General features: G+C 48.3%; 33 protein-coding genes. 3 read left to right on the forward strand and 30 right to left on the reverse strand.

What is annotated here, in order from left to right:
- Window positions 1-59 precede the first annotated feature (59 nt).
- The 5 genes from C7R93_RS01355 to glmU form a co-directional block, all read right to left on the reverse strand.
- A complete protein-coding gene (locus C7R93_RS01355) occupies window positions 60-290 on the reverse strand; it encodes an anti-sigma-F factor Fin (protein ID WP_007726431.1) in 231 nt (76 codons plus the stop codon).
- A gap of 61 nt (window positions 291-351) precedes the next feature.
- Entirely contained in the window at window positions 352-921 is a 570-nt protein-coding gene (gene pth / locus C7R93_RS01360) for an aminoacyl-tRNA hydrolase (RefSeq protein ID WP_106837129.1), read from the reverse strand.
- Between the two features lie 105 nt (window positions 922-1,026).
- Entirely contained in the window at window positions 1,027-1,635 is a 609-nt protein-coding gene (locus C7R93_RS01365; protein WP_106837130.1) for a 50S ribosomal protein L25, read from the reverse strand.
- A 90-nt stretch (window positions 1,636-1,725) separates the two neighbouring features.
- Window positions 1,726-2,676: a ribose-phosphate diphosphokinase gene (locus C7R93_RS01370; protein ID WP_007726399.1), complete on the reverse strand. Its 951-nt coding sequence runs from the start codon at window positions 2,674-2,676 to the stop codon at window positions 1,726-1,728.
- Window positions 2,677-2,697: 21 nt separating this feature from the next.
- Window positions 2,698-4,083 carry a bifunctional UDP-N-acetylglucosamine diphosphorylase/glucosamine-1-phosphate N-acetyltransferase GlmU gene (glmU, locus tag C7R93_RS01375; RefSeq protein ID WP_106837131.1) on the reverse strand — a complete coding sequence of 462 codons (1,386 nt, stop codon included), beginning with the start codon at window positions 4,081-4,083 and terminating at the stop codon, window positions 2,698-2,700.
- Between the two features lie 195 nt (window positions 4,084-4,278).
- Here glmU and C7R93_RS01380 point away from each other — a divergent pair, with 195 nt between their 5' ends.
- The gene (locus C7R93_RS01380; protein WP_106837132.1) at window positions 4,279-5,295 is read left to right on the forward strand and encodes a CobW family GTP-binding protein; all 1,017 of its coding nucleotides are present in this window, start codon (window positions 4,279-4,281) and stop codon (window positions 5,293-5,295) included.
- 54 nt (window positions 5,296-5,349) lie between these two features.
- Here C7R93_RS01380 and spoVG read toward each other — a convergent pair whose 3' ends face one another.
- From spoVG to metG, 11 genes are all read right to left on the reverse strand, one after another.
- A complete protein-coding gene (gene spoVG / locus C7R93_RS01385; protein ID WP_007719936.1) occupies window positions 5,350-5,637 on the reverse strand; it encodes a septation regulator SpoVG in 288 nt (95 codons plus the stop codon).
- Between the two features lie 191 nt (window positions 5,638-5,828).
- Complete coding sequence (locus tag C7R93_RS01390) at window positions 5,829-6,209, reverse strand: RidA family protein (RefSeq protein WP_106837133.1); 381 nt, start codon at window positions 6,207-6,209, stop codon at window positions 5,829-5,831.
- 6 nt (window positions 6,210-6,215) lie between these two features.
- Window positions 6,216-7,049, reverse strand: a complete 834-nt coding sequence (gene purR / locus C7R93_RS01395) for a pur operon repressor (protein WP_007719934.1) — start codon at window positions 7,047-7,049, stop codon at window positions 6,216-6,218.
- A 55-nt stretch (window positions 7,050-7,104) separates the two neighbouring features.
- On the reverse strand, window positions 7,105-7,983 hold the full coding sequence (ispE, locus tag C7R93_RS01400; RefSeq protein WP_106837134.1) for a 4-(cytidine 5'-diphospho)-2-C-methyl-D-erythritol kinase: 879 nt from the start codon (window positions 7,981-7,983) through the stop codon (window positions 7,105-7,107).
- 216 nt (window positions 7,984-8,199) lie between these two features.
- The gene (locus tag C7R93_RS01405; RefSeq protein ID WP_017246937.1) at window positions 8,200-8,379 is read right to left on the reverse strand and encodes a small, acid-soluble spore protein, alpha/beta type; all 180 of its coding nucleotides are present in this window, start codon (window positions 8,377-8,379) and stop codon (window positions 8,200-8,202) included.
- Between the two features lie 118 nt (window positions 8,380-8,497).
- Window positions 8,498-8,770 (reverse strand): biofilm formation stimulator Veg, encoded by a 273-nt coding sequence (gene veg / locus C7R93_RS01410; protein ID WP_005830485.1) that lies wholly within the window; start codon window positions 8,768-8,770, stop codon window positions 8,498-8,500.
- A 216-nt stretch (window positions 8,771-8,986) separates the two neighbouring features.
- Complete coding sequence (rsmA, locus tag C7R93_RS01415) at window positions 8,987-9,880, reverse strand: 16S rRNA (adenine(1518)-N(6)/adenine(1519)-N(6))-dimethyltransferase RsmA (protein ID WP_106837135.1); 894 nt, start codon at window positions 9,878-9,880, stop codon at window positions 8,987-8,989.
- 3 nt (window positions 9,881-9,883) lie between these two features.
- The gene (rnmV, locus tag C7R93_RS01420) at window positions 9,884-10,432 is read right to left on the reverse strand and encodes a ribonuclease M5 (RefSeq protein ID WP_106837196.1); all 549 of its coding nucleotides are present in this window, start codon (window positions 10,430-10,432) and stop codon (window positions 9,884-9,886) included.
- Window positions 10,433-10,603: 171 nt separating this feature from the next.
- Window positions 10,604-11,701: a 3D domain-containing protein gene (locus tag C7R93_RS01425; protein WP_106837136.1), complete on the reverse strand. Its 1,098-nt coding sequence runs from the start codon at window positions 11,699-11,701 to the stop codon at window positions 10,604-10,606.
- A 358-nt stretch (window positions 11,702-12,059) separates the two neighbouring features.
- Window positions 12,060-12,830, reverse strand: coding sequence for a TatD family hydrolase (locus C7R93_RS01430; RefSeq protein WP_106837137.1), 771 nt, complete (start codon window positions 12,828-12,830; stop codon window positions 12,060-12,062).
- Between the two features lie 27 nt (window positions 12,831-12,857).
- Window positions 12,858-14,885 carry a methionine--tRNA ligase gene (metG, locus tag C7R93_RS01435; RefSeq protein ID WP_106837138.1) on the reverse strand — a complete coding sequence of 676 codons (2,028 nt, stop codon included), beginning with the start codon at window positions 14,883-14,885 and terminating at the stop codon, window positions 12,858-12,860.
- A gap of 753 nt (window positions 14,886-15,638) precedes the next feature.
- Here metG and C7R93_RS01440 point away from each other — a divergent pair.
- Entirely contained in the window at window positions 15,639-15,887 is a 249-nt protein-coding gene (locus C7R93_RS01440; protein ID WP_007719913.1) for an AbrB/MazE/SpoVT family DNA-binding domain-containing protein, read from the forward strand.
- A 119-nt stretch (window positions 15,888-16,006) separates the two neighbouring features.
- Here the strand turns inward: C7R93_RS01440 and rsmI are convergent, their stop codons facing one another.
- The 12 genes from rsmI to C7R93_RS01500 all read right to left on the reverse strand — a co-directional run bounded on the left by rsmI (window position 16,007) and on the right by C7R93_RS01500 (window position 24,726).
- On the reverse strand, window positions 16,007-16,879 hold the full coding sequence (gene rsmI, locus C7R93_RS01445) for a 16S rRNA (cytidine(1402)-2'-O)-methyltransferase (protein ID WP_106837139.1): 873 nt from the start codon (window positions 16,877-16,879) through the stop codon (window positions 16,007-16,009).
- Window positions 16,876-17,151 carry a GIY-YIG nuclease family protein gene (locus tag C7R93_RS01450; protein ID WP_106837140.1) on the reverse strand — a complete coding sequence of 92 codons (276 nt, stop codon included), beginning with the start codon at window positions 17,149-17,151 and terminating at the stop codon, window positions 16,876-16,878. The genes rsmI and C7R93_RS01450 overlap by 4 nt, the downstream gene beginning before the upstream one ends.
- The gene (locus C7R93_RS01455) at window positions 17,126-17,893 is read right to left on the reverse strand and encodes a tRNA1(Val) (adenine(37)-N6)-methyltransferase (RefSeq protein ID WP_106837141.1); all 768 of its coding nucleotides are present in this window, start codon (window positions 17,891-17,893) and stop codon (window positions 17,126-17,128) included. The genes C7R93_RS01450 and C7R93_RS01455 overlap by 26 nt, the downstream gene beginning before the upstream one ends.
- A gap of 108 nt (window positions 17,894-18,001) precedes the next feature.
- Window positions 18,002-18,373 (reverse strand): DNA replication initiation control protein YabA, encoded by a 372-nt coding sequence (gene yabA / locus C7R93_RS01460; protein ID WP_106837142.1) that lies wholly within the window; start codon window positions 18,371-18,373, stop codon window positions 18,002-18,004.
- A gap of 28 nt (window positions 18,374-18,401) precedes the next feature.
- The gene (locus C7R93_RS01465; RefSeq protein WP_106837143.1) at window positions 18,402-19,217 is read right to left on the reverse strand and encodes a PSP1 domain-containing protein; all 816 of its coding nucleotides are present in this window, start codon (window positions 19,215-19,217) and stop codon (window positions 18,402-18,404) included.
- Between the two features lie 3 nt (window positions 19,218-19,220).
- Window positions 19,221-20,201, reverse strand: a complete 981-nt coding sequence (gene holB / locus C7R93_RS01470; RefSeq protein WP_106837144.1) for a DNA polymerase III subunit delta' — start codon at window positions 20,199-20,201, stop codon at window positions 19,221-19,223.
- Between the two features lie 16 nt (window positions 20,202-20,217).
- Window positions 20,218-20,664 carry a YaaR family protein gene (locus tag C7R93_RS01475; protein ID WP_007719898.1) on the reverse strand — a complete coding sequence of 149 codons (447 nt, stop codon included), beginning with the start codon at window positions 20,662-20,664 and terminating at the stop codon, window positions 20,218-20,220.
- Window positions 20,665-20,757: 93 nt separating this feature from the next.
- Window positions 20,758-21,087, reverse strand: coding sequence for a cyclic-di-AMP receptor (locus C7R93_RS01480; protein WP_007719896.1), 330 nt, complete (start codon window positions 21,085-21,087; stop codon window positions 20,758-20,760).
- A gap of 132 nt (window positions 21,088-21,219) precedes the next feature.
- Window positions 21,220-21,861, reverse strand: coding sequence for a dTMP kinase (gene tmk / locus C7R93_RS01485; RefSeq protein WP_106837145.1), 642 nt, complete (start codon window positions 21,859-21,861; stop codon window positions 21,220-21,222).
- A gap of 39 nt (window positions 21,862-21,900) precedes the next feature.
- Window positions 21,901-23,373 (reverse strand): aminotransferase class I/II-fold pyridoxal phosphate-dependent enzyme, encoded by a 1,473-nt coding sequence (locus C7R93_RS01490; protein WP_106837197.1) that lies wholly within the window; start codon window positions 23,371-23,373, stop codon window positions 21,901-21,903.
- 105 nt (window positions 23,374-23,478) lie between these two features.
- Window positions 23,479-23,661, reverse strand: a complete 183-nt coding sequence (locus C7R93_RS01495; protein WP_007719893.1) for a sigma factor G inhibitor Gin — start codon at window positions 23,659-23,661, stop codon at window positions 23,479-23,481.
- A 60-nt stretch (window positions 23,662-23,721) separates the two neighbouring features.
- Window positions 23,722-24,726, reverse strand: a complete 1,005-nt coding sequence (locus C7R93_RS01500; RefSeq protein WP_244191419.1) for a hypothetical protein — start codon at window positions 24,724-24,726, stop codon at window positions 23,722-23,724.
- A gap of 199 nt (window positions 24,727-24,925) precedes the next feature.
- On the opposite strand from C7R93_RS01500, the gene C7R93_RS01505 reads away from it, so the two are divergent.
- The gene (locus tag C7R93_RS01505; protein WP_106837146.1) at window positions 24,926-25,453 is read left to right on the forward strand and encodes a hypothetical protein; all 528 of its coding nucleotides are present in this window, start codon (window positions 24,926-24,928) and stop codon (window positions 25,451-25,453) included.
- A gap of 17 nt (window positions 25,454-25,470) precedes the next feature.
- On the opposite strand, the gene C7R93_RS01510 is transcribed toward C7R93_RS01505, so the two are convergent.
- Both C7R93_RS01510 and C7R93_RS01515 read right to left on the reverse strand, forming a co-directional pair.
- Entirely contained in the window at window positions 25,471-25,737 is a 267-nt protein-coding gene (locus tag C7R93_RS01510) for a pro-sigmaK processing inhibitor BofA family protein (protein ID WP_106837147.1), read from the reverse strand.
- Between the two features lie 11 nt (window positions 25,738-25,748).
- The gene (locus C7R93_RS01515; RefSeq protein ID WP_106837148.1) at window positions 25,749-25,979 is read right to left on the reverse strand and encodes a DUF2508 family protein; all 231 of its coding nucleotides are present in this window, start codon (window positions 25,977-25,979) and stop codon (window positions 25,749-25,751) included.
- Between the last annotated feature and the right edge of the window lie 2 nt (window positions 25,980-25,981).

The following is a 25,981-nucleotide window of genomic DNA, read 5'->3' on the forward strand; positions in this document are numbered from 1 at the left end:
AAGCCTTAGCTCCCCAAGCTAAGGCCTTGTCAGTGCAAGCCTTCCTAATGCGTATCCACTTATTGAAGTGGGTTTCCCACTAGCGAAAGCTCTGGATGCTGAATCAGCGCTTCACGGCAATAGTCGCACGTGATGCTGACGACCGTATCTCCACTTTGTTCTCTCGATATTATAAGAGCACGTTCCTCCGGGGTCAAGGAATCAAACCCGAGCTGCGCTTCTGTTACTTGCGATTCGTCAAATTCTGCAATCTTCATGCCGCAGCAACGACATGTATAGCGTATGCTCATGCACATACCACCCCCATACTGTTCCTATCGCTTAGTATGGACGATTGGGTGGGAAATCATACTACTTTTTCAAGCTGTTGTAATGGTTCATGACCTTTAAAAACGACTCTCTTGTCCACATAGCGCATGCATCAGCAGTCAGGCTCACCGCTTCTTGAATGTCGGCTCTTTCCGCCACTGGAAACGTATTCAAAACATAGTCGCTGACGCTCCGCCCTGGTTCTGGACGACTGATTCCGACCTTGATTCGTTTAAACTCCTGTGTACCCAAATGCTGAATCATCGACTTGATGCCGTTGTGCCCACCAGCGCTGCCTTTTTCTCGCAGACGAAGATGTCCTGTCGGCAAATCAAGATCGTCGTAGATGACGACGAGATCGTCCGGAATCAGCTTGTAAAACTTGAGGGCTTCCGCTACCGATTCACCGGAGAGATTCATGTATGTCTGCGGCTTCACCAGCAGTACCTTCTCGCCTTCGATTCTACCTTCGCCAACGAGTGCACGAAACTTGTTTTGCGTAACAGGAATTCCCCATTTATCACTAATCTTATCTATGGCCATAAAGCCAGCATTATGTCTGGTGTCTTCATATTTTTTGCCAGGATTACCCAATCCAATTATGACTTTCACGATTATTCCCTCCTACTCTCTCCCCATTGTACTCGAATGGTCACGTGAACAAAAGGAAAAGGGCAGAGATGAAAGCACCCCGCCCTTCTTTTTCATGCCATGATTTTATTCGTTAGCTGCTCCTGCTTTTTCGGCTACTGCTTCTGCTTCTTGCTGCGCATCAATCGACTCTTCGGACTTGGCCTTAACTGGCAAGACACTGATCAGTACTTCCGTGGAATCAAGCCCCAGGTCCACTCCTGGCGGGACAGTTAGATCAGCAACCAATACGACATCCCCGATATTGAATCCGTCTACATCGACTAGGAACGATTCTGGTATATTACCTGGCATGCAAGTAACTTCCACACTGTGGCGGACAAGGGTAGCCACACCCAATTCCGGATCACCTGTCATGAGGACAGGAACGGACGTGTGTATTTTTTCATTCATATTGATCTTCTTAAAATCTGCATGCAAAATGTTCCCCTGCAACGGATGCCTTTGCAGCTCGTAAACCATGACATCGTGCGTGTCCCCGTCTACGCTCAACCGGAATGGCTTGTTCGTCGACTGGTGACGCAGGGCAGCATCCAGCTCTCTTCCTTTGACCTGAATCGGCTTATTGCCCACTTCGCTGCCGTACATGATACCGGGAACCCAACCTTCATTACGCAGTACCTTTACAGCATTGCCTGTCTTTTTCTCGCGAGACTGTGCCTGTAATTGTTCCACAAAAAAACCTCCTTCGGACCGCTAGTAAAAGTTTCCTCACTAGCTTGTCCATCGGAGGTTTAGTTCAATCCCCGAAATGGGGATTGTATATTAATCGAACAACTTGCTTACGGAAAGCTCTTCGTGAACACGAATGATTGCTTCACCAATGATTGGCGCTACGGAAAGAACGGTAATCTTATCGATAATTTGTTCTTCTGTCAGCGGGATCGAGTTGGTCACAATCAGTTCCTTGATCTTCGAGTTAGCAATACGCTCGATAGCAGGACCAGACAGAACTGGGTGCGTGCAGCATGCATATACTTCACGTGCGCCTGCTTCTACAAGTGCACTTGCAGCCAGTGTGATCGTTCCAGCTGTATCGATGATATCGTCGATGATGATCGCTGTTTTGCCTTCGATGTTACCAACGATGTTCATTACTTCAGCTACGTTTGGTTCTGGGCGACGTTTGTCAATAATGGCAATAGGCGCTTCCAGACGTTCTGCCAATTTACGAGCACGGGTCACTCCACCGTGGTCCGGAGATACGACAACGATATCTTTCAGACCTTTTTCAGAGAAGTGTTTACCCAAGATAGGCACACCCAGCAGATGATCAACTGGAATATCGAAGAAGCCTTGGATTTGTGTTGCGTGCAGATCCATCGTAATTACACGTTGTGCTCCTGCAGTCTCGATCAGGTTCGCAACCAGCTTGGCCGTGATTGGATCGCGTGCACGTGCTTTACGATCTTGACGAGCATAACCGTAGTAAGGAATGACCACGTTAATACTCTTAGCCGAAGCGCGTTTCAATGCATCAACCATGACCAAAAGCTCCATCAAATGCTCATTAACGGGAGCAGACGTTGGCTGAATGACAAATACGTCACAACCGCGAACGCTTTCATTGAGTTTGAGTTGGCATTCGCCATCACTAAAGCGCACTACTTGTGCGTTTCCGAGTGGTACACCGATGTGTTCGGCGATTTCTTTTGCCAGTTCCGGGTTTGCGTTGCACGTAAATACCTTCAGTTTTGGGTCGCGGTAATTAGCCATGATCTTCTCAAGAACCTCCCGTTATGATTGCTTTTTGCCCTTGCGAGGCATTTTGTTCGCGTAATCGATTTTATTTACCTGACGCTCACGTGCGATCGCAAGCGCATTATCTGGCACATCTTGATTAATGGTCGATCCTGCAGCTACATAAGCATTTTGTCCAACTGTAACGGGCGCAACCAGATTGCTGTTGCATCCGATGAATGCTCCATCTTTTACTGTTGTTTTATGCTTCACGGCACCATCATAATTGACGGTAATTGTTCCACAGCCAATATTGACTCCGTCTCCGATCTCCGCATCTCCTACATAGCTGAGATGAGGAACCTTCGTACCGTCACCAATTTTCGCGTTTTTCAATTCCACGAAATCACCGATTTTGGCATTGCTTCCAATCTGTGTTCCTGGTCGAACATAAGCAAATGGCCCAACAGAAGACTCGCTTTCCACACTCGAATCAACCATCACCGAGTAAGAAATGGTCACGCCACTCGCAGCGTCTACATTCGTCAGATCCGCTTGGGGTCCGATTACACAATCAGCTCCAACGGTTGTTTGTCCACGCAGGAAAGAACCTGGGTGGATCACGGTATCTGCCTCAATCTTCACATCCGCTTCGATGTACGTAGAAGCTGGATCGATGATTGTCACACCATTTCGCATGTGACCAGTCATAATACGTTTTTTCATGTAGGCTTCTGCTTCCGATAGCTGTACACGATCGTTAACACCCATCGTTTCCTCCGGGTCAACCGCTTCGTATCCGACTACTTTTTCACCTGCATCACGCAAAATGCCGACAACGTCTGTTACATAGTATTCGCCTTGTGCGTTGTCATTTTTCACTTCCGCCAAGGCTTTCCATAATTTTCGGTTGTCATAGCAGTATATGCCCGTGTTGATTTCTCTGATCGCCCGTTCCGCTTCCGTAGCGTCTTTATGTTCCACGATTCGCAATACTTCGCCCGCCTCATTGCGCACGATACGCCCATAGCCTGTAGCGTCAGGTAACAGGGCGGTTAATACGGTTGCAGCCGCTTGCTGCTCTTCGTGATAGGTCAGCAAGGCGGACAACGTAGTCGCCGACAAGAGGGGAACGTCTCCATATAAGAGAAACGTAGTGCCTTCTTTATCTTGTAAAAACGGCGCTGCCTGCGAAACGGCATGTGCCGTCCCCAACTGTTCTTCTTGCAGTGCATAAGTGACGTCCTCGCCTAGTTTGGCGCGAACAGTGTCAGCACCATGACCTACGACGACAACGATATCCTGAACCTGCATGGAAGCCATCGTATCGACTACATGCTGAACCATAGGCTTTCCGCACACAGGGTGCAGGACTTTGTACAGCTTCGATTTCATCCGTGTACCCTGACCAGCAGCCAGAACCACGGCATGGATCTTAGACATGTCAACCCTCCATCGTAGAAGTTCCACAATGACTATATCCTAATTCGTATGTGAATTTCAAGACAATCGATACAGGATTATCGTCGATTCCTTGCATTGCCAGTAGTTAGACGCAAGGCAGACAACATTTAATTTTCTGAAAGAAATGTGATATATTGTTGGGCGAAAGGGGTTATTTGAAGGAGGTAAGATTAGATGAGCGCAGAGGTATACTTGCTGACTGGATATTTAGGGAGCGGAAAAACCACCCTTTTACAAAAATGGCTGACTCATTTGCGCATCCAAGACCAGAAGGTAGTCGTCTTGATGAATGAAATGGGGGAGGAAGATATCGACGGGGAACAATTGCAAGGCTTCGGCTTTCCCGTCAAAAAAATGCTCGATGGCTGCATATGCTGCTCGATCAAGGGTGAGCTCACAGAAAGCTTGAAAGATATTATGAACGCCATTGCGCCAGACCGAATCCTCATCGAGACTACTGGCGTAGCCGATCCGCTTGATGTTATCGATACGATTACCCATCCAGAGCTGTATGATCGACTGGAGTTAAAAGGGACCATCAGTGTTGTCGACGCCTCTCGCTTTCTGGACCTCAACTCACGCTTCTCTTCGACTGCCACTCTGGTCAAAACGATTCGAAACCAAGTGCGTTACGCAGACCTGCTTCTTTTGAACAAAACCGATTTGACCAGTCCTGATGTCGTAGAGCGGGTCAAGCAAAAGCTCATTGAAATCAATCCGACTGCACCGATACACTCTACTGTTCAGGCAGAAATAGAAGTCTCCCGGCTTTTGTCTGTCAAACGCACCATCCATGAGCGGTCGCCAGGCAACGAGACGAACCGCCCCATTGCTGTACAGAAAAGCATCGGCCGAATGTCAACGATGGACAGGCTCAAGCAATCCCTTGGCCTGAAAACAAGCCAGCCCTCACTCTACAATAGTATCGAAACGTTTTCCTATGCATTCACCGGACCAGTAGACGCGAAAAAATTCGAGGACTTTCTATACGATCTCCCCAAAAACGTCTATCGAGCAAAAGGCTACGTCCAGTTCCACGGAAAGCCCGAGCTGATCTCTTTTCAACATACCGATAATCAAGTGCTCCTATTCCCTTTTGAAAATTTCGGACCGAAAATGGTCGCTGTCTTCATCGGGGAAGGAATGGACCGAGAAATTATTTTGAACGAGCTAAAAAAATGTTATGGCTAAAGGACGCCGAAGCACCCTGCCGTAAGTGACAGGGTGCTTTGTGTATAGTACTTTTTAAGCACCAGCTTCGATAGTGCTCTCTTCCTCTTGACCTACGCGGTCGTATTCTGTGAGAACTGCTGCCTGGATTTTTTCACGAGTAGTCGAAGAAATCGGATGGGCAATATCACGGAATTCTCCATCTGGTGTGCGCTTGCTCGGCATAGCTACAAACATACCATTATTTCCGTCAATGACACGGATATCATGAACCACAAATTCATGGTCGATTGTAATGGATGCAATCGCTTTCATCCTACCATCCGTATTCACGCGGCGCAGTCTTACGTCTGTTACTTCCATCTAGTTCACTCCCTTTATCTATGTAACGCGTTTAGGATTATTTCCACTCGCTGGGTAAATATTCCTGCTTATCATTATGCAATTTTTGAAAAAATATATAAATATGTTTTTATGTCATTTTTTGGAAACTTTTTCTGCAAGTACAAAAAACAGCCCAATGCGCATGGCATCAGGCTGTTTTCCATTTTTTTCTATCCGATATAAGCTACGATTTCGATTTCAACTTTTACATCACGCGGCAGACGTGCCACCTCTACAGTGGAACGAGCTGGTTTATGATCGCCAAAATATTGGCCGTACACTTCGTTCAGTTGACCAAAATCATTCATGTCCTTGATGAATACGGTCGCTTTCACTACGTTAGTCAGGCTGCCACCGGCTTCTGCCAGTACTGCTTGAATGTTGGAAAAAACCTGATGGGTTTGCTCCACGACGTCACCTTCTACCAAAGTGCCGTCCGCACGCAGAGGAATCTGACCTGATGCAAAAAGAAATGGACCTACCTTTGCAGCTTGGCTGTAAGGACCAATAGCGGCAGGAGCCTTGTCAGTTGAAACAAAAGAGATTGCCATACCTATCTACTCCCCTCTATTTTCAAAAAAACTGCCCAGCTCTATTTCGATTTGCTTGCCCTTGAAGTCTACATCCTGCAGTTTTGCAAGCGATACATATTCATCTACCAAACGCTCAGAAACATCCGCTGTCGTTTCTACCAGTACGCCGCATCCTACTACGGTTGCACGGAATTCCTGTAACAGATCAATCATGCCCCGCAGTGTCCCGCCAGCTTTCATAAAGTCGTCCACAATGAGGACGCGAGACTGCTCGGCCAAACCGCGGCGAGCGAGTGACATGGTTTGAATTCGTTTACTGGAACCCGATACATAGTTAATGCTCACTACTGAACCTTCCGTCACCTTGTTGTCACGGCGCACAATCACAACAGGCACATTCAAAAACATAGCCGTCGCATACGCAAGCGGAATCCCCTTTGTTTCCACCGTCATAACGACATCCACATTTTTATCCGCATAAGCGGTTGCAAAGAGCTTTCCGATCTTCGCCATCGTTTGTGGATTTCCGAGAATGTCGGACATGTACAAGTATCCACCTGGCAAAAGTCTCTCTGGATTAGCGAGTTGACCGATCAGTTCGCGCATGAAGTGAAGGGCCTCTTCCGTCTTTACCTGTGGAATATACTTCACTCCGCCTGCCGCTCCCGCCACCGTTTTCAACAAGCCTACCCCTTGGACTTCAAAAGCCTCTTTGATGATAGACAAGTCTTCACTGATGGATGATTTCGCTGCGCCGTATTGTTCCGCGAACAGAGTGAGAGGAGTCAGCGTATGGGGATGGGCGAGCAAGTGCTGCGTCATGTCAACCAGACGTGCACTTCTGCGCAATTTCTTCATGGCTCTTCCTCCAAAACCGAATATTATGCTGTTAATGTATCATTTCCATACGGGTTTATGCAAGTATTTCCCCATCTTGAGCGCCTAACATTCGGACAACAAACACATCTTTGACAAAACCTCGCAACGCATTGTAGATCCGATGTACTTTCGCTTCCTTTTGCACAAGAGCAAACACAGTAGGACCGCTACCAGACATTAGGACACCATCTGCTCCCGAAGCGATCATGAGATCCTTGATCTGCCTTACTTGTGGATGGAGCGAGAGTGTGACGTTCTCCAACACATTCCCAAGAGATTGGCACATGAGTGAAAAGTCTTGAGTCGCGATGGCTTGCAGCATTTGTTTGGTATCGGGATGATTATCGATCTGGGCCACACGCAGGTTTCCGTATACATCCGGTGTAGATACCCCGATAGGAGGCTTCGCTAGAATGACCCAGCACGGTGCAGGCGCTCCCAGATGCGCAATCTGTTCGCCACGCCCTGTCGCCAGCGCTGTTCCTCCATAAACGCAGAATGGCACATCAGAGCCAATTTCCGCTCCGATTTTAGCCAACTCATCTTTGGTCAGCCCGAGATTCCACAATTGGTTCAAGCCGCGCAGTGTTGCTGCTGCATCACTGCTCCCGCCTGCCAGTCCAGCCGCAACCGGAATTTGCTTGTCGATATACAAGTGTACGCCCTGGCGTACTTGAAATTTTTCTTTCATGAGCGTTGCCGCTTTATATGCGTGGTTACGGATATCATCCGGTACGAAGCTGGCAGAACAGTCCAGCGTAATCTCACCATCTTCGCGTAGAGTCATGTCCACACGATCTGCCAAGTCTACGGTTGTCATCACCATTTCTACTTCGTGATAACCGTCCGGCCGTTTGGCAAGCACGTCGAGAGTCAAATTAATTTTGGCCGGAGCTTTGACCGAGATACGCACGTAGTTCACCTCTACCTACTTTCTAAATTTCCTAGTCTCTTATTGTAGCATAGGCAAACTCACCCATGCCACTTGATCAATTAAAAAGAATAGGATCGAAATCATTATGGGTATTTCGAAAATTCAGCTCTCATTATAGAAAAAAGGCCGGGATGCCCCGGCCTTGTCAACGAGTGTTTATATGGTGAGAAACGTCCCTACGATAAACCCCAAACGTTACAATCGCTTAGCGGCTAACGCTTCCTCAGCAAGCTGAACAGCGCGCTTAACCATGTTACCCGCGTCCCGTGTCGTGATGCCTCCCCAACCCTCGGCTTTTACCGTATCGTAAAACCCAAGCTCCTTGGCCAGTTCCATCTTAAACTGCTCTGACATCAGTCCTCGTCTGCGACCCATAGCACCCTCCTTCTCGTTGACAGGCTTAGTGTGCTCCACGCAGTCTTTTTTCATTGCATCACCCAAATGTTCAGAGCTTTTCGATATAAAAAACAAAACAGTAGAACCCAAAAGGGCTCTACTGTTGTACAAATGTGATGCGGATGTGCTCGTTTTCGCGGCACACCGTCAATTCTACTGTTTCCGTCAAGATGTCAGCATAGCTGTAAGATACCCGCTCAAAGAGTTGGTCGTCATCCAGCTTTACCACAAACACAGATGGGTAAGTTTCTTCGAGGATGCCACTACGTTCAACGGTTTTGCGGCGACCGCCATTAGCCTTCAGCAGGATGCGCTCACCAATGTGTCCGTCTAAACTACGTTTAATGTCAAGTAACGCGTTTCTTGCCATTGTTCCATCCACCTCGCTTACATCTATTATAACAGCTCCCTTATATTTTGTCAAAGAAATAAAAAATTATAGCAACCCTGCAGATATTTTGTCAACGGGGTTTTTTTCATAAAATACGTAGATATTTGTCAAATAATATGCATAAAGGGCTTAAATACGCAAAAACCCCCATTCTTGGGAGATCTCGCCCAAAAATAAGGGGGTCGTCTACACGATTTACGTAATCAGTCCGCGGCGCATACTTTCGTTCGCTAGGCGGGCAAATTCGTCCAAACTGAGTGTTTCACCACGCCGGGTCGGATCGATCCCGATGTCAGTGAGCATCTGTATTACTTCATCCTTTTGGGTTTTAGGAAACAGTCCGTTCATTAGGTTGTTCAACAATGTCTTACGACGCTGTGCAAACGAGCTGCGTACCACCCGGAAAAACATATTCTGATCGTCTACTTCCACTGGCGGACGATCTCTTACCTTTAAGCGAATCACTGCCGAGTCGACATTCGGACGCGGGATAAACACGCTAGCAGGCACAATCATCGCTACTTCTGTTTCTGCATAAAATTGAGCTGCGACCGATAGAGAGCCATAGTCTTTCGTTCCTGGTTTGGCTGCAATTCTTTCTGCCACTTCCTTTTGAATCATGACCACGATGTTTTCAAGGGGCAATCTCTCTTCCAGCAGCTTCATCAGGATCGGTGTCGTCACATAGTAGGGCAGATTCGCCACTACGCTCAGCTTTTCCACTCCTGCCATCTTTTCTTCTATTAACGTCTTCAGATCCAGCTCCAATACGTCCCCATGAACGACTTCGATATTTTCATAGGGCGACAGCGTGTCCTGCAAAATAGGCAAAAGACGTTGGTCGATTTCGATCGCCATCACTTTTTTGGCTGCTCGTCCCAATTGTTCCGTCAGCGCACCGATACCGGGCCCAATTTCAATCGCTCCCTTTTCCTTGGTCAGGTCTGCCTCCGAAACAATATTATGTAAAATGTTGGTGTCTATCAGGAAGTTCTGGCCCAGACTCTTCTTAAAAGAAAAGCCGTACTTCTCCAATACTTCTTTTGTACGCGTAGGTGTGGCAATATCCTTGCCCGCTATTTGGGTCATGGCTTACTCCCTCTCTTTGTTGATGGCCGTAATGGCCGCTTCGAATTCTGCTCGACTGATTTGGAAGGCATTGAGACGTTGCAGCATTTGCTTGGCGTTGGCATATCCGATCCCTAATGCTTCTCCCAGCTTGATTCTACGTTCTTTGGCATCTACTCCGGACGTAAGGCCATTTGTCAACAAATCGTCAGAGGTAATCTCTCCAGCCGTTTCCGCCATTTCGGTACGCACTTCTGAGAGCGCACGAATAATCACGTCAGGTGTGGCGTTTTCGACGCCGATGTCGCCCTTTTTGGTACCGTCCTCCTGAGTAATAAATGCATGCTTGCAGCCTGAAACCGACTTGCTGATAATTTTGCGGATGCGCTCCCCTTGATAATCAGGGTCTGTAAAAATAATAACACCGCGTTTTTGTTGCGCCAGCCTGATTTTTTCAATCGTTCTTTTATGAATGGCAGAACCGCCAGTTTCAATTGTATCGGCATTAACCGCACGCTTGATTGCTGCGGTATCGTCTCGTCCTTCCACCACGATGACTTCCTTGATCTTCATCATGTGCTCCCACTTTCGTACAAAGTCGGTACGATACTAGTGTTCCAAAAAAAACCGTACCCAAAGCCCAAATGACATGAAACATTTGGTAAATAAGGATCGTCTAACTAACAAACAGCTTATCACAATAACCTTGGAGGAAACAGAAGAACAGGAGCAATCGCTCCTGTCCTAAGGCTTCTGTGGTCCAATGATATATACAGTTTTGTTTCGCTTGCGACCGAATTTCCTCGCCTCGGACTCCGTGCCTACGAATACGTCGATTTTGCCACCTTTCATGGCACCACCCGTATCTTCAGCTCGACGATACCCAACACCTTCAATGTACACCCACCATCCATACGGAATGACTTTAGGATCTACAGCGATGGTGTGACCTGTCTTGGCTTTTACCCCTGTCGATGTGCGTCCATAGCCCGGCGAGCTTGGGTGTTTGCCACCTCCCGAAGGAGTATAAGCAGTCAGGGTAACCCCGTTCAGTACTTTTTTCGGCCTAAACACTTTTCCACCACGCGAAACCGGACCAGCTGCAGAAGCAACCAGGACCCGATCTGGTTGACCCTTTTTCTGCAACATTGGGACTGCGGTACCCATGGCTACAACATTATCTTTCTTCGGTACAAGTACATCTCTTTTGACCAGATCACGGGAGACTTCTTTTCCATCTTCCATGACTAGCTTATAGTGTGCAATTGCCTTACCTTCTTGCCCGCTCTGTAATACGCGGGTCTTACCTTTTTCAAGCGCTGGATCATTTTTGCGTATTTCTTGAAAGGCGACTCGCTCATCGACTTTTACCATTTTCTCGACAACCCGCTTTACGCTGATCGAGGAGTCCTTGGTAATTGCAGCGGTCAATGCCGGTTCTACCCGGTCCTTCTCACCTAGCACGATGCCGCCGTCCTTCAACGCACCAGCAACATCACGACTAAGTGTCTCTATCGTTTTTTTCTGCCCGTCAACCTGGATTGGTATGGACCAGGTCGTATATAAAGTAATGAGTGCTCCGTCTGTTAGCTTCGTCTCAGGTGTTGGTTGAAGGGAATCCTTTTCCGTTACCGTAATGTTTCGCTCGGTTAAGAACTGCTCAACGGTCTTGGCTTTTGTAGCGACCGTCTTGCTTTCTCCGTCCAACGAAAAAGTGACCTGTTTTGGCTGAGTAGCCTGGGCAGAGAAATAGCCAATCATGGGAACGAGCACAAGAGCAAGGCAGCCAAACATGACTAGCCCACGATTCTTATACCTTTCCCATATCGCGCGTAACTCCATTTCCCACACTCCTTTTCCTAGAAAAGCACGAGGCTCTTCTTGTCTAGCCAGGTAAGGGTCGATGTAATTGCACTAATATTCTGGAAGTGGCCGGTACTTCACAAGGTCGGCTTTGATTGTATTTCACTTTCCCGGCTTTGTCAAATTTACCCTCCCTTTTGGCTGAAGCGATAATGGTACCAGACTAGCAAAATAGGCATGGCGAATGGTAGCAGAAACCTGTCGAGAAGCCATGTCGGATGGACAATAATCGTTCGACACATTGTTCATCGTATGCGTCGACAAAATGGAGTAGAACCGGGGTGCCTGACACGAAAAAACGGGAAATCACGTGATCAATCGTGATTTCCCGTTTTACTTAACCATTCATCCGAAAAAGACGTCTGGCATTGTCTGCGGTAATTTGTGCCATTTCCTCATAAGACAAACCATGAATGTTCGCCATTTCTTCGCAGACGTAGCGCACATATCCACTCTCATTTCGCTTTCCGCGGAAAGGATGCGGAGTGAGATACGGGCAATCTGTCTCTATCAACAGTTTGTCTAGCGGTACCTTCGCCGCTACTTCTTTTGGCTGCTTGGCATTCTTGAACGTAAGCGGACCACCGAACGAAATATAAAAATTCATGTCCAGTGCCTGCTTCGCTGTTTCCCAGCTGCCAGAGAAGCAATGCATAATGCCGCCAACATCTGCTGCTTTCTCTTCCTTAAGGATCGTCAAAACGTCTTGGTGCGCATCGCGATTGTGAATGATGATCGGCATGTCGAGCTTGCGAGCTAGACGAATCTGCTTGCGGAATACCTCTGCCTGCACATCACGAGGCGACGTATCCCAGTAGTAGTCCAAGCCCATTTCACCCAATCCCACTACTTTCGGATCACGACTGAGTTCCTCGATCCATTCTAGGTGTTCGTCTGTCATGTCCTTGGCGTCTTGCGGATGCCAACCGATGACGGCGTAAATAAAGTCATAGGCATGAGCCAAATCCATGCAGGTTGGAATTGTTTCAGCGTTGAATCCGATGTTCACAATCGTACTGACGCCGTTTTCCTGCGCACGAGTAATGACCTCCGCACGATCTTCATCGAATTCCTTCGCATTTAGATGAGCATGGGTTTCAAATAACAAGATGGGTCCTTCCTTTCCTTGCCCTCGTTACTTCACGATTGCTCCGTTTGGCATACTTGGATCAACAGTCGCGAGTGTCAACTGATCTCCTGCCGACGCTGCCAAGATCATGCCTTGAGACAGTTCACCACGAAGCTTCACTGGCTTCAGATTGGCTACGAGGATCACTTTTTTGCCGACCATATCCTCTGGCGAGTAGTATTTCGCGATACCAGAAACAACCTGACGCTTCTCATAGCCCAGATCCAATTGCAGAACCAACAGTTTGTCAGCATTTGGATGCTTTGCACATTCCACTACCTGTGCGACGCGCAGCTCTACTTTTCCAAAATCGTCAATGCTGATTTCTTCTTTTGCATCAGCAGGTTTGTCTGTCGCTGCTTCTGGTTGGTTGGTGTTCGTTTCGCTCACAGGTGCTTCCCCTTTCAAAGCTGCTTGCTTCTTCTTGTTTTCCTCTGCTTGACGACGCGCTTCTGCTGTCGAATCATCGATGAATGCCAGTTCGGCCTGAACGTCCAGACGCGGGAAGAGCAGTTCCTTGCGGCTAACGGTGCTTCCAGCAGGCAGTCCACCCCATACAGCGGCAGATTCCCAGCTCGTCGCTTCTGCATTACCCAAGATACCCAGTTGGTCCCAAATTTTCGCTGGTGCTTTAGTCATGAACGGTTGAATCAGCACGGAGCTGATGCGGATGCTCTCTACCAGATTGTACATAACTGTTGCCAAGCGACCTTTGGTTTCTTCGGATTTTGCCAAGTTCCAAGGCATTGTTTCATCGATGTATTTGTTCGTACGTCCTACCAGCTCCCAGATGTGAGCCAATGCATTGGAGAAGCGCATTTCTTCGATGTGCTCTTCCACCAACGCCTTTGTTTTCATCGCGAGACCGATCAAGCTGTCATCTGGCTCTCCTGCATCCTGTGGAGCTGGAACGATACCATCGAAATATTTCTCAATCATCGTAGCGGTTCGGCTCAGCAGGTTTCCGATGTCATTAGCCAAGTCGTAGTTCAGGCGTTGTACGAACGATTCTGGCGTGAAGATGCCATCCTGACCGAAGTTGATTTCACGAAGCAGGAAGTAGCGAACACCGTCAGAACCGTAACGGTCGATCAAAACCTTCGGATCAATAACATTGCCCTTGGATTTTGACATTTTTCCATCTGGCATCAGGAGCCAGCCATGACCAAAAATTTGTTTTGGCAACGGAATATCCAGTGCCATCAACAGGATTGGCCAGTAGATCGTATGGAAGCGCAAAATGTCTTTTCCAACCATGTGAACATTGGCCGGCCAGAAATTACGGTATTTGCTGTCATCCTCGGACAAATAGCCGAGAGCAGAAATATAGTTCGTCAATGCATCAATCCATACGTAAATAACGTGCTCTGGATCGCTTGGCACCTTGATTCCCCAGTCAAATGTACTGCGGGATACGGACAAATCCTGGAGACCTGGCTTCAGGAAGTTGTTGATCATTTCGTTGCGGCGGCTCTCCGGTTGAATAAAGTCAGGGTTTGCTTCAATGTGTGCAAGCAGTCTGTCCTGATACTTGGACATGCGGAAGAAGTAGTTTTTCTCCTTCACTTTTTTCACTTCGCGACCGCAGTCTGGGCAAGCATATCCGTTGTCCGTCTTCGCTTGGGTTTCTGTCCAGAACGCCTCGCAAGGCACACAGTAGAAGCCTTCGTACTCGCCCAAATAAATATCACCTTGATCGAGCAGGCGCTGGAACACCTTTTGTACGACATCTTTATGGCGAGGCTCTGTGGTACGGATGAAATCGTCATAAGAGATATCCAGTTTTTTCCACAGATCCTTTACCCAATCGACAATGGGGTCGATGAATTCGAGCGGTTGTTTGCCATCCTCGGCTGCACGCTCTTGAAGCTTTTGACCATGCTCGTCTGTCCCTGTCAGGTAATACACATCATAGCCGCGCAAACGCTTGTAACGTGCCAAGGCATCACATGCGATTGTAGTGTAAGCGTTACCGATGTGGAGCTTGTTACTTGGATAGTAGATCGGTGTTGTAATGTAGTAAGTAGGCTTCATTGCAACTATTCCCCTCCTGTATACGTTTATAAATAAGGAAAAGCCCACCCCAAAAAAATTGGGGCGAGCTCTATCTCGCGGTACCACCCAAACACTCCGTACCCTCGCGGATAACGGACTTGGTGAGTCAAAACTTGACTCGACCCGTAACGTGGGCATACGTCACAAACTACTGAGTACGGTCAATCCCGTCACTGTTCATTTGCAAGACTCAGGGTCCATGTTCAGCTTGCTCGCTTATACCGGTTTTCAGCTACCCCGGTTCTCTGAAATAAGGAGGATCGGCTTACTCTTCCCATCATGGTCGTTTGCTATCATTTGCTGCATTTATCCTCTATTGTACACGACCAACCCGTTTTGTAAACATCCTCCGCTACCCCAATTTACTGAGGGATTTTGTCGCACTTCATAACAACTTTACAAAATACAAGAAAAAAAGAGAGAACTTGGGGTTTTTGTCGAAACGCCATATTGTAATTCGACATTCGTCGACTTATTCGACACCCAATACTTCCAGTAAATTTTATCCATAAAAATTTCCATATCGCTTCCAACATTTCGAAAAACACCGATTTAACAGCGTTTTCGTTTTGAAAAAACATTTTGCTTTTCAAGGAATTGTCAAAATCATGTTGACACCTTTGGGAATGGCTGGTATGATTATCCCAACAGAAAATGTCGAATATTGACGATAAATGATGAGCGTTTAACAATAGCATCGACATATACAGATTTTGGGAGGAGATTTTAACTATGATGAAATCAACCGGTATCGTTCGCAAAGTAGATGAATTGGGTCGTGTTGTTATTCCAATCGAATTGCGCCGCACTTTGGGTATCGCTGAGAAAGATGCTTTGGAAATCTATGTTGACGGAGAGCGCATCATCCTGAAAAAGTATGAGCCTGCATGTATTTTCTGTGGAAACGCTGACAAAGTATCTCATTTTAAAGGTAAAATTGTATGCCAAGATTGCCTGACTGAAATGCCTGTTAAACGCTAACATCATATCATTACATAAACATGCCTTCGTGAGGACAAGCCTCGCGAAGGCTATTTGTTTGCTATTTCTTCTGCAACAAGGCTCGGAAGAAAAACAACCTTGTCGCTCACTCATTGACTTCATTCGCGATGATATTCGTTGTAAACATCTCGTTTGGATACGTTTCGATCATCGGCTGCTTGCTTGATGGCTTCCTTTTTCCCCATGCCTTGTGCGCAGTAATGATCCACATGCTCCACGATACTCAGCGATTGCCACCATGAATCATCGACTTCGGCTTCCAACGGCCCGGTGTTTCCTTCGACAATGACACAAAACTCACCGCGCACCTCGCCGCTTCTGAGCCATTCCAACAGTTCGTCCAACGTCCCACGCACAAATTCCTCGTAGCGCTTTGTCAGCTCTCTTGCCAGGACAGCTCGCCGATTCCCCCACACTTCCCGCATGGCAGCAAGCGTCTTTTCCACCCGATGGGGAGCTTCATAAAAAATCAGCGTTTCTGAATATCGCTTCAGTCGTTCCAGTTCTTCGCGTCTTTCTTTGTTTTCGCGTCCCATAAATCCGCAAAATACAAAGCGATCAGTAGGAAGACCGGAAGCGATCAAAGCTGTCAATGCCGCATTGGCGCCTGGAACAGGGATGACAGGGAATCCCGCTGCGGTCGCATCTCGTACCAGATCCGCACCCGGGTCGGAAATTGCCGGCAAGCCAGCGTCACTCACCAAGGCAATCTTCTTCCCTTCGGCTAGCCACTGCAACAACCCATTCCCACTTGCTTCCTTATTATGCTCGTGATAGCTGACTGTACGTTTTTCGATTTGAAAATGATTCAGCAGCTTTCTCGTTTGGCGCGTATCTTCACACGCGATGACATCGACTTCACGCAACGTATTTAGACAGCGCACCGTGATATCATCGAGATTGCCGATGGGTGTAGCCACCAAATAAAGGACTCCTGCTTCTTCTGACGCAAAACTGCGTTGTACATTCATTCGGAGGCCCCTCCAATCAATTCTTCTTTTTTCTTTCGCGACAATCGTTTGATGCTCTCTTCGCGCTTGAGACCCCATGAACGGTCTGCTCCTTCTTCCCAATAAAGCAGCTCGACTGGCCCGCGACCTCTCGTATACTTGGCACCCTTTCCTTCATTATGAGTAGCCAAGCGACGGACCAGTTCTGTCGTATATCCAGTGTAGAGTGTCCCATCTGCACAAGACAGGATGTAGACATAGTGACTCTTACTCGAGGGAATCTCGTCTGCCATAATAGATTTCCTGTAGCTCTTCACAGTATTGCTCTCCATTTTCATATACAATCAGCGGTGGCTGAATTCTCAGCTCCGGCTTTCCACCCCTTATTCCCTCGATCAGAACCATATTCGGCTCTGCTTCCCTACGCGGATAAACCAGACGCATCCGTTTCGGCTCGATGCCGTATTGGCGCATAAGCGAAACGATGTCGATCAAACGTGTGGATCGATGCACGAGCGCCAACTTCCCGCCGTTTTTGAGCAACTGACTCCCCACACGAATGACATCCTCCAAAGACAGCATAATCTCATGCCGAGCGATCGCAAAGTGCTCGCTGATATTTTGCTCCCCGCTCGTCGCAGGCATATACGGCGGATTGCATGTGATCAAATCGTACTTCCCATGCCCGAACAACGACACTGCATCCTTCACATCACCGTGATGCATCGTAATCCGTTCGTCCAAGCCGTTTAATATAACATTGCGGCTCGCCATACTGAACAAACGCTCTTGAATTTCGATTCCATCAAAACTGGCCTCTGGCGTACGCGTGGTCATAATGAGCGGTATAGCTCCATTGCCCGTGCACATATCCAATACTTTTCCGCGTTTTGGCACCGATGCGAATCGCGCCAAAAGAACCGCATCCATCGAGAAGCAAAACACTTCGTGGCTCTGGATTATTTTCATTTCATGTGTCAATAAATCATCGATGCGCTCTGTTTCATAAAGCGGCACGTTGGTGACAGGTTCCATCTACGGCTCGTACTCCCTTTTGTTCTTGTCTTATTATTCATATCCGGAAAAAAGCGACCTGACACGTTGCCCAGGTCGCTTTTTCATGTGGTGCTGGTTACTCACCGCTTATTTTTGAGGGCCGCCGCTCAGGAATGAGAGACAGAACAGGCAATCCCCTTCTTTTCGCAGGCTGCCGAAATGCACATTACAAATATGAAATCCTTCCGCGTACAAACGGGCGAGGTTGTCATATCCTTCTCCGACCACTGCCTTTTTGGCTTTTTCCTTCGCGACAGGGCTTGTTCCCTTTTGTTTTGCTTGGGAGACGGTCTTTTTCCTGTCTAGTCGGTTGCGAAGGTGCTGGTTTTCAACGAGTAATTGGGCGTTTTCCTCCATCAAAACAACGATGACGTCTTTCAGTTCACCAATTTCTTTATAAAGGTCGCCAATACGTTCTTCAATGCTCGCCATCTTGACGAAGATTTCCCGTTTGTCCACTAGCTCACCTCTCCCCTACCCCCACGCTTTATTCAAAGGTGGGGAGACCTATCGCAATCTCATCCAATCCGAATTCAGTGACGCGTTTGTCGATTGAAAGCTCCACTTGGACAGATTGATCAAGTACGTTTACGGAAACGACTCGTCCATTCCCCATCGGGGTGGTGACCACTTTGCCAACGTCTGGCATCTCTTCCTTCGAGCTTTCATAGTTGTCGTTCTCGTATTTTAAACAGCACATCAACCGGCCACACAGACCGGAGATTTTAGCTGGATTCAACGAAAGATTTTGGTCCTTGGCCATTTTGATCGAGACAGGCTCGAAATCGCCGAGGAACGTCGAACAGCAAAGCAACCTACCACAAGGCCCGATCCCGCCGAGCATTTTGGCTTCGTCACGCACACCGATCTGGCGAAGCTCAATCCGGGTACGGAATACAGAGGCGAGGTCTTTTACCAGCTCACGGAAATCAACCCGGCCGTCAGCAGTAAAATAAAAGATAATCTTGTTGCGGTCAAACGTGTATTCCACATCGACTAGCTTCATGTCGAGCTTGTGCTCTTTGATCTTCGTCTGACAAACAGCAAAAGCATTCTTGGCGGCTTGCTTGTTTTCATCCACCTGTTTTGCATCTCGCTCATCTGCCATTCGAATGACCTTTTTCAGCGGCAATACGACATCAGACTCAGCCACTTCTTTTTTGCCAATGACGACTTTGCCAAATTCGACCCCTCGCGCCGTTTCAACGATGACGGTGCAGTCTTGCTCAATCGGCAGTCGGTCAGGGTCGAAGTAATATATTTTGCCCGCTTTCTTAAAGCGGACCCCAACAACCTCGTACAAGGGTTATCCCTCCTGGAATTGAAGAACCAACCGCTCAAGAGCCAACTGTGCGTTGGCATTTCGCTCTATCCGATTTTTCGTCTCCATGACCAAATCTATCCCACGCAAGAGCTCAGCTTTTGTCCATACCAGTGCTTGTCCTTGCAGCACATCCTGTTGGTCGCTGTTAATGAGATGGGCATGCCTGCCTACTTGCAAATACAGGATATCGCGCAGCCAAAGGATGAGCAAATCTAAAAAGAGGGGTAGTTCCTCTTTACTTTTGTCGCTCTTTTGCAACATATCATGGATCGTTAAGAGTGCAGATGAATTGCGCTGTTTGCACTCCTGCACCAATTGTATCACTAGATTTCTTAGCTGTGCAAACGATTCTGATTGGCTGAGTGTCATGGCTTCTTCCACATTTGTCGTAATGTGGGAAGCAACCTGCGCCATTCCCGCCAAAACGCCCTCTGCACGCAACTTTTCCGCAATCGATTCTGCAGAAAGTGGGGAAAATTGAACGATTTGGCATCGAGATAAAATCGTGGGAAGAATCGCATGGCTGTGCTCTGTCAAAAGCAGTGCCAGTACACCTGCTGGCGGTTCCTCCAGAAACTTGAGCAGACTGTTGGCAGCCTGTGTCGTCATTTTATCGACGTGCTCGATGATATATACCTTGCGTGCCGACTCGACGGCGCGCATCGCCATTTCTTTTTGCAGCGCACGGATCTGGTCGATTTTAATAGAAGCTCCATCAGGCGTAATAAACAACACATCCGGGTGATTGCCACCCTCTATGCGCCTGCATGTAACACAGGCCCCGCAGGCGTCTGCCTCCCTTTCCGGACAAAAAAGGGACTTCGCCAGATGCAGGGCCATCTGCTTTTTGCCTGAACCTTTGGGACCCGCCAATAAGTAGGCGTGTGCCAGTCGTTCGTTGCGCAAACTATGATACAGCAGTTCTTGTGCTCGTGGCTGCTGAGAAAAACGGGTCCATGTCATGATGGTTTCACACCCACTAAAAATACAAATTGATCAACATGCCGCGGATTTCGCCAATCCTGGCTAACAAATCAATCGTTGGTGCCTGCTCGCTCAAGAGCTCATCTGTTAGTTTGAGCAGCTCTGCATCGACCTCTTTGACGATTTTGTACAGCCTGCTGCGGCCACGCCGATTCATTCCTCGTCTGTCGTCTAAGGCAATACCGAACTTCACAGCCTCTTCCATGAACTGCTTGACGAGATTTTTATAAGCATAGAAGTCGCGAACGGCGCGTGAACGAGCAAGAATCTGTCCCTGCCTGTCTATGTCAGTCAGTAGCCGAGTAAGCTTCTCCTGAGACATACGTTCGTCTTCTCCTTGAATCATCGTGCCAAAATTCAGCTTTTCCAGTTGAGGATTCTTGCGTGAATCCGTCGTTTTGATCAAGTCCAGTTTAGGCCGTAACCCATCACTGATTTTCATATCGCCACCTCCGTCGCCCGATCCAATACAGGGTTTATCCCCCGTGAGATCAAGTATATACGAAAGTTACGAAAAAAGAGAGAAGGAACCACTTTAAAATGAGTGGAACTCTCCGACATCCAATACGAAAACTGCCGCACCACCCACCTGTACTTCCAGCGGATATGGCATGAACGAGTCTACAGCATTACTGAGTGGAGAGACGGGAGTGACCATTTGTTTGCGGGATTTGCAATTATGCGCAATGATGTCGATTACTTCCGGCACGCTTTCGTCAGACGTACCGATCAAAAAAGTTGTGTTACCGGCGCGTAAAAAGCTACCCGTACTAGCCAGCTTCGTAGCACGAAAACCTTTTTTCACCAGTTGTTGAGACAGACGACCACTATCTTTATCTTGGACGACCGCAACTACCATTTTCATCGGCTATCACCCTTTCTCCCATGATCAATTCCCACTTTGATTTCTTCATTGTATGAAAAATACGTAGGCTTGGTACGATATTTTGCTTAGACATATTATACAGCATGTACATCATCCTGCGGTACTGGGAACCTATAATCGATCAAGCAGTGCCTGTAATGCAGATTGATAGACCTGTTCCATCGGCAGTTCGGCATCAATCACGACAAAGCGCTCTGGGTCGCGCTCCATTACCAGCTGATACCCTTCCCGAACAAGCTCATGGAAGCGCATCCCTTCCAGATCGAGACGATTCACTTCGCGCCCACGGGAGGCATTAATCCGCGCCAATCCAATTTCGGGCCGTACATCAAAGAACAAGGTCAATTCCGGCATGCAATCACCGACAGCAAATCGGTTAATCTGGTAGACTGCTTCAATGCCCAATCCCCGCGCATGTCCTTGATAGGCTAGACTACTGTCAATAAAACGGTCGCACAGTACCAGCTTACCCTCTGCCAAAGAAGGTAACACCTTTTCCGCCAAATGTTGCCCACGTGCTGCTGCATACAAGAGAGCCTCTGTTCTTTCATCCATCTGCGTGTGGGCCGGATTCAAAATAATTTCCCGAATTTTTTCCGCGATATCAATTCCACCGGGCTCACGAGTCAAAAGCACATCGACTCCCCGCGCTTTCAGTTCTTCGTACAGCTTGGCGATGACGGTGGACTTCCCAGCCCCTTCTCCGCCTTCTATTGTAATAAATCGGCCTTTCTTTCCTGTTGCCACTTCCATACTCCTCCCACCCCTGTTATAGCAGGCCAGTTGCTTAGATTATCGTAAAACCTGTATCGTTTGTAGCTGGTCGTCCTGTACACCATGGAATCGCGTTTGTCCTCTCGCCAATTCCTTCAGCATCGCCAGACTTTCTTCATCGATCCGCTCGCCTGGTACCAGCACTGGAATCCCTGGCGGATAAGGAATCACCATCTCTGCCACAATTCGCCCCAGAGCGTGATCCAAAAGAATCGACTCCCTCGGGCAGTCAACGGCTTCATGCATCGGCAGTGCCTGCTCGCGCAAATAATGGGAAGACACGACTCCCGTCAAAAAAATGCGCTCCTCCCCCGGTTCTACTTGTGGCGCCATCGATTCAAGCAGTCTCCACAAAGCATCCAAGTCACGGGAGGAAGTTCCTGTCGAGGCTGCGAGAAGTACATGAGAGTCATCCGCCAGTTCCGAGAAAATACCGTGCTTTTCCATCCGTTTCTGCAACTCAAATCCACTGAACCTGGCCGTTCGCAAATGGAAAAACAGCTTCAACGGGTCAAGCGTAGTGTATACGCTGTTCGTGGACAGTCGCGGCCAATCCAGCCACTCCAATCGATCGAGTCGCTCCCGAAACTTGTCCAAAAGCGGCAACAACCTGTTCCACTCTTCGGTCGCCTCCAATGCCAGATGACGTCTAGCTACATCGAGTGATGCCATCAGCACATACGATGGACTGGAAGACTGAAGCATAGCGAGATGACGGAACAACCGTTCACGATCAATCCGTTCCCCCTGAATATGCAACATCGAGGACATCGTCATCGCCGTTCCCATTTTGTGTGTCGATTGGACCGAAGCATCTGCACCTTCCTGCATAGCAGAACGCGGAAATGCAGGATGGAACCCGTAGTGGGCACCATGAGCTTCGTCTATCAAAAGCGGTACGTCAAACCGATGGACGGTAGCCGCCATTTTCGCCAAATCGATACCCATTCCATAATAAGTAGGATTCGTCAAAAAAACTGCCTTGGCCTCGGGGTGTGCAAGCAGCGCACGCTCTACATCTTCGCGCCTTACGCCCGCAGCGACTCCTGTTGCCAGATCGACAGCAGGTACTAAAAAGATCGGGGTTGCTCTCGCCATCATAATGCCGTTGAATACAGACTTATGGCAATTGCGCTGTACGAGAATCTTGTCGCCCGGCCGACATACCGTCATGATGAGGGCGATATTTCCTACTGTACTTCCTCCGATCAAAAACTTGGTCTGTTCCGAATAGAAGGCTTGTGCTGCCAAAGCCTGCGCTTCTGCAATGACACCTTGTGGCTGATGCAGGTCATCCGTCCCGCTAATTTCCGTTACATCCAGCTCCAATATGTCTTGAAAGCGATTTTTGGCATGGTTGTCAAAGCTATGGCCCATTTTATGTCCTGGCACATGAAACGGATGCGGCCGATGCTTGGCGTGCCGTTCAAGCTGTTCATAAAGGGGCGCACGCTTTTGTCGCTCCCGAAATTCAACATCTCTCTCCAACACGACGCGACTCACGTCCTTTATTTTTATTCCCCTATTTTAGCATGATTTGGACACGCATGAGTCCAGCAAAAAAAAGACACCGGAATGCACCGATGCCTTCTTTCTTCACGCATCTTTTCGCAACCAAATGCGTCTCATCTGATGAATAAAAAACGGATACTTTTCATCCTGTACATCGGTATTGACCATTTCCTGTTCGCACCGCTGACAGATAAACTGCTCACAAATGGCGATTCCGTCATTCTGCTCCTGTTCACAGACGATACATCGCTGAGCAACTTTTTCCATAGTGAAAACGCCTGCCCTTTTTCTCAATATACCAACCATTATACCCCATTATAATCAGCATCATTCCCAAACGTTCGTGTTTTCGCCGATAGCTCGGTAGGCTTGGAAGTAGGACTGGGCTTCTTGAACCGGGAAGCAAGCTGCCGCATCAATGACGTAGGACTGCCTCATCCCGCTAGCCAGCTCGGGTAACGGCAGCTCAGCAATGGTCGTTCCCACTGCATTCCCGATCACGAGCAAATCTGCATCCTTTACAGCGTCCTGCCACGAATCCCATAACGTCCAACCAGTCATCCTTTTGTTCGGAATTGGCTTGTCCTCCCCCTGGTACACCGCAACGTCTTTTTCAGCCAACCAGCCTACTGGCATTTGCTCCCATAGCGCATACTCTCCCCAAAGAACAATCCGCTGTATATTCGCTTTTTGTAGAACGAGCCTACATTCTTTTTCGAGCCATCGAGCTATGAGGGAAGAGTCTTGGCGGGAAGGGTATAGCCAGCCCTGACCGACCCGTTTGTCCATACCGAGCGCGCGACTAACTTGCAGCAGAGAAATTCCCTTCTCATCGCATCTGGCACCAAGTTCGATGTAAAACCGCTCCTTCCACGCCAAATAGCGAGGTAATTGCCGAAGCGCTTCATCCACTTCGCGCATCCCGCATACCATTGTAACCAGAGAGTAACGAGCGAGCAGCTTACAGAGGAACCGCATCCATCTCCCATTGGGTTCCCCTCCAAGCAAAGCACGATCCCGGGTAAAAAACGCCATGCGAATGACCTCATGCTCCCCGGTATGCTCGTATTGGCTATGTAAAGTATTCGCCCAGTCGTAAGGCACGTCGCTTCCGTAGACAAGTGTGAGCCATGGCCTCGTTCCCAGCTGTTGCTTCCTTTCCTGCAAAAGCTTGCCATCACTCTCTTTTGTCAGCAGAAATCCATCGGTGCCTTCTTGTATGGCATCTGAGTTGCAAGCAACCAGCTCAATTCCACATGCTCCGAGTTCACTGCCGTGTCTGGTCACGACCTCCTCTGAAATAACCCACAGCCTCACGCTTTCCTTACACAAAGGACCTCCTCCTCATGGCATTTCATTCCTTTTATCCTTCCCATAAAAACATTCATTAAGAAAAAGCCGTCAGTCTAATCAGGTTAGACAAACGGCTTGTTTCATTCGTTGTATGAGCTTTCTCAAGATTTGCGACTGTGCGATAATAGAAACGCAGACTTTCATTCATCCAGACCGCTGTAAAAGGAAGTGACTTCTCATGAAGGAAACCGCCGCCCATACGATCTATAGCTACAAACTGCTCTATCGTTTTCGCTGGCGATTCGTCGGCTACCTTTTTCAACTGTTGTTAATAGGCTTGTCCCTTATATCGCACTCTTTCATGCTCCAAGTCCCCGCTTATACGTTGATTGTGGCGTTAGCTATTCTACCCGTGATACCGATCAGTCATTTGGTCTTATTTCGACTGTATGCCCTTCTGCGCGGCCATAAGCCAATGACAACTGCCGATATGCTCGTCTCTCCGTGGTGGGGAGCAGGCTATCCGCTTCCCATCCCGCTATCTATTTATCGGGGCAGTGAGCTGACGGTAATCGTGGGAAGTATGGCAATAGCTGCCGGAGCTTATGTGTGGCTTTGGGAAGGATACGCGCTCACCTTGATCAGCGGAACGTTGATTGTCGCGCTGCCACGCCTCTTCGCCCTCCTAGCTTCCTTTCGTCAGCCAAGCCGTAGCCGGGTGAAATACGAGGATCGCGGCGTTGCTTTTTTGCTTACCGATGGATAAACCGAATCGATCCACCTTTACATAACCCATAGCTTGATGACTATCAACGCAGCCAATCCAGGCAATCGGAGAAGTCCAACGAGCAGAGCCGTCACCGGGTTGATCGGGATGTGGAAGTTAGCCAACTCTCCAACCAGATTAGTGAAAAACAGCAGTAGCGCGCCAATCACGACTTGCATGATCCCAAATCCAATCCACCTGATCGGGCCCGTGACAGATTTGCTGGCGACAATCACCAGCAAAATTCCAACTACAATCAGTGCTATAACCCACCCTGTAGTCATCGGCTTTCCTCCTATGCCTGTTGGCGATTCCTCTCGCGCTTTGCTTGCGCGAGCAAATACATATACCGTTTTTCGGTCACATGCAAATAATAAATGACATCATCCAGACCGCCATCCGGTTCACTGATCTCCACAAGATGGCGGGCATGCTGCCAGTCCATTCGCGCCTGATTGACTGCTACATCCAAGCTCGCTTCATTCCATTCCACCACGTACCGCGCTTTTTTTCTCCACCTACTCACCT

It is taken from the genome of Brevibacillus fortis (assembly GCF_003013395.1).
In the GTDB taxonomy this organism is placed as follows: domain Bacteria; phylum Bacillota; class Bacilli; order Brevibacillales; family Brevibacillaceae; genus Brevibacillus; species Brevibacillus fortis.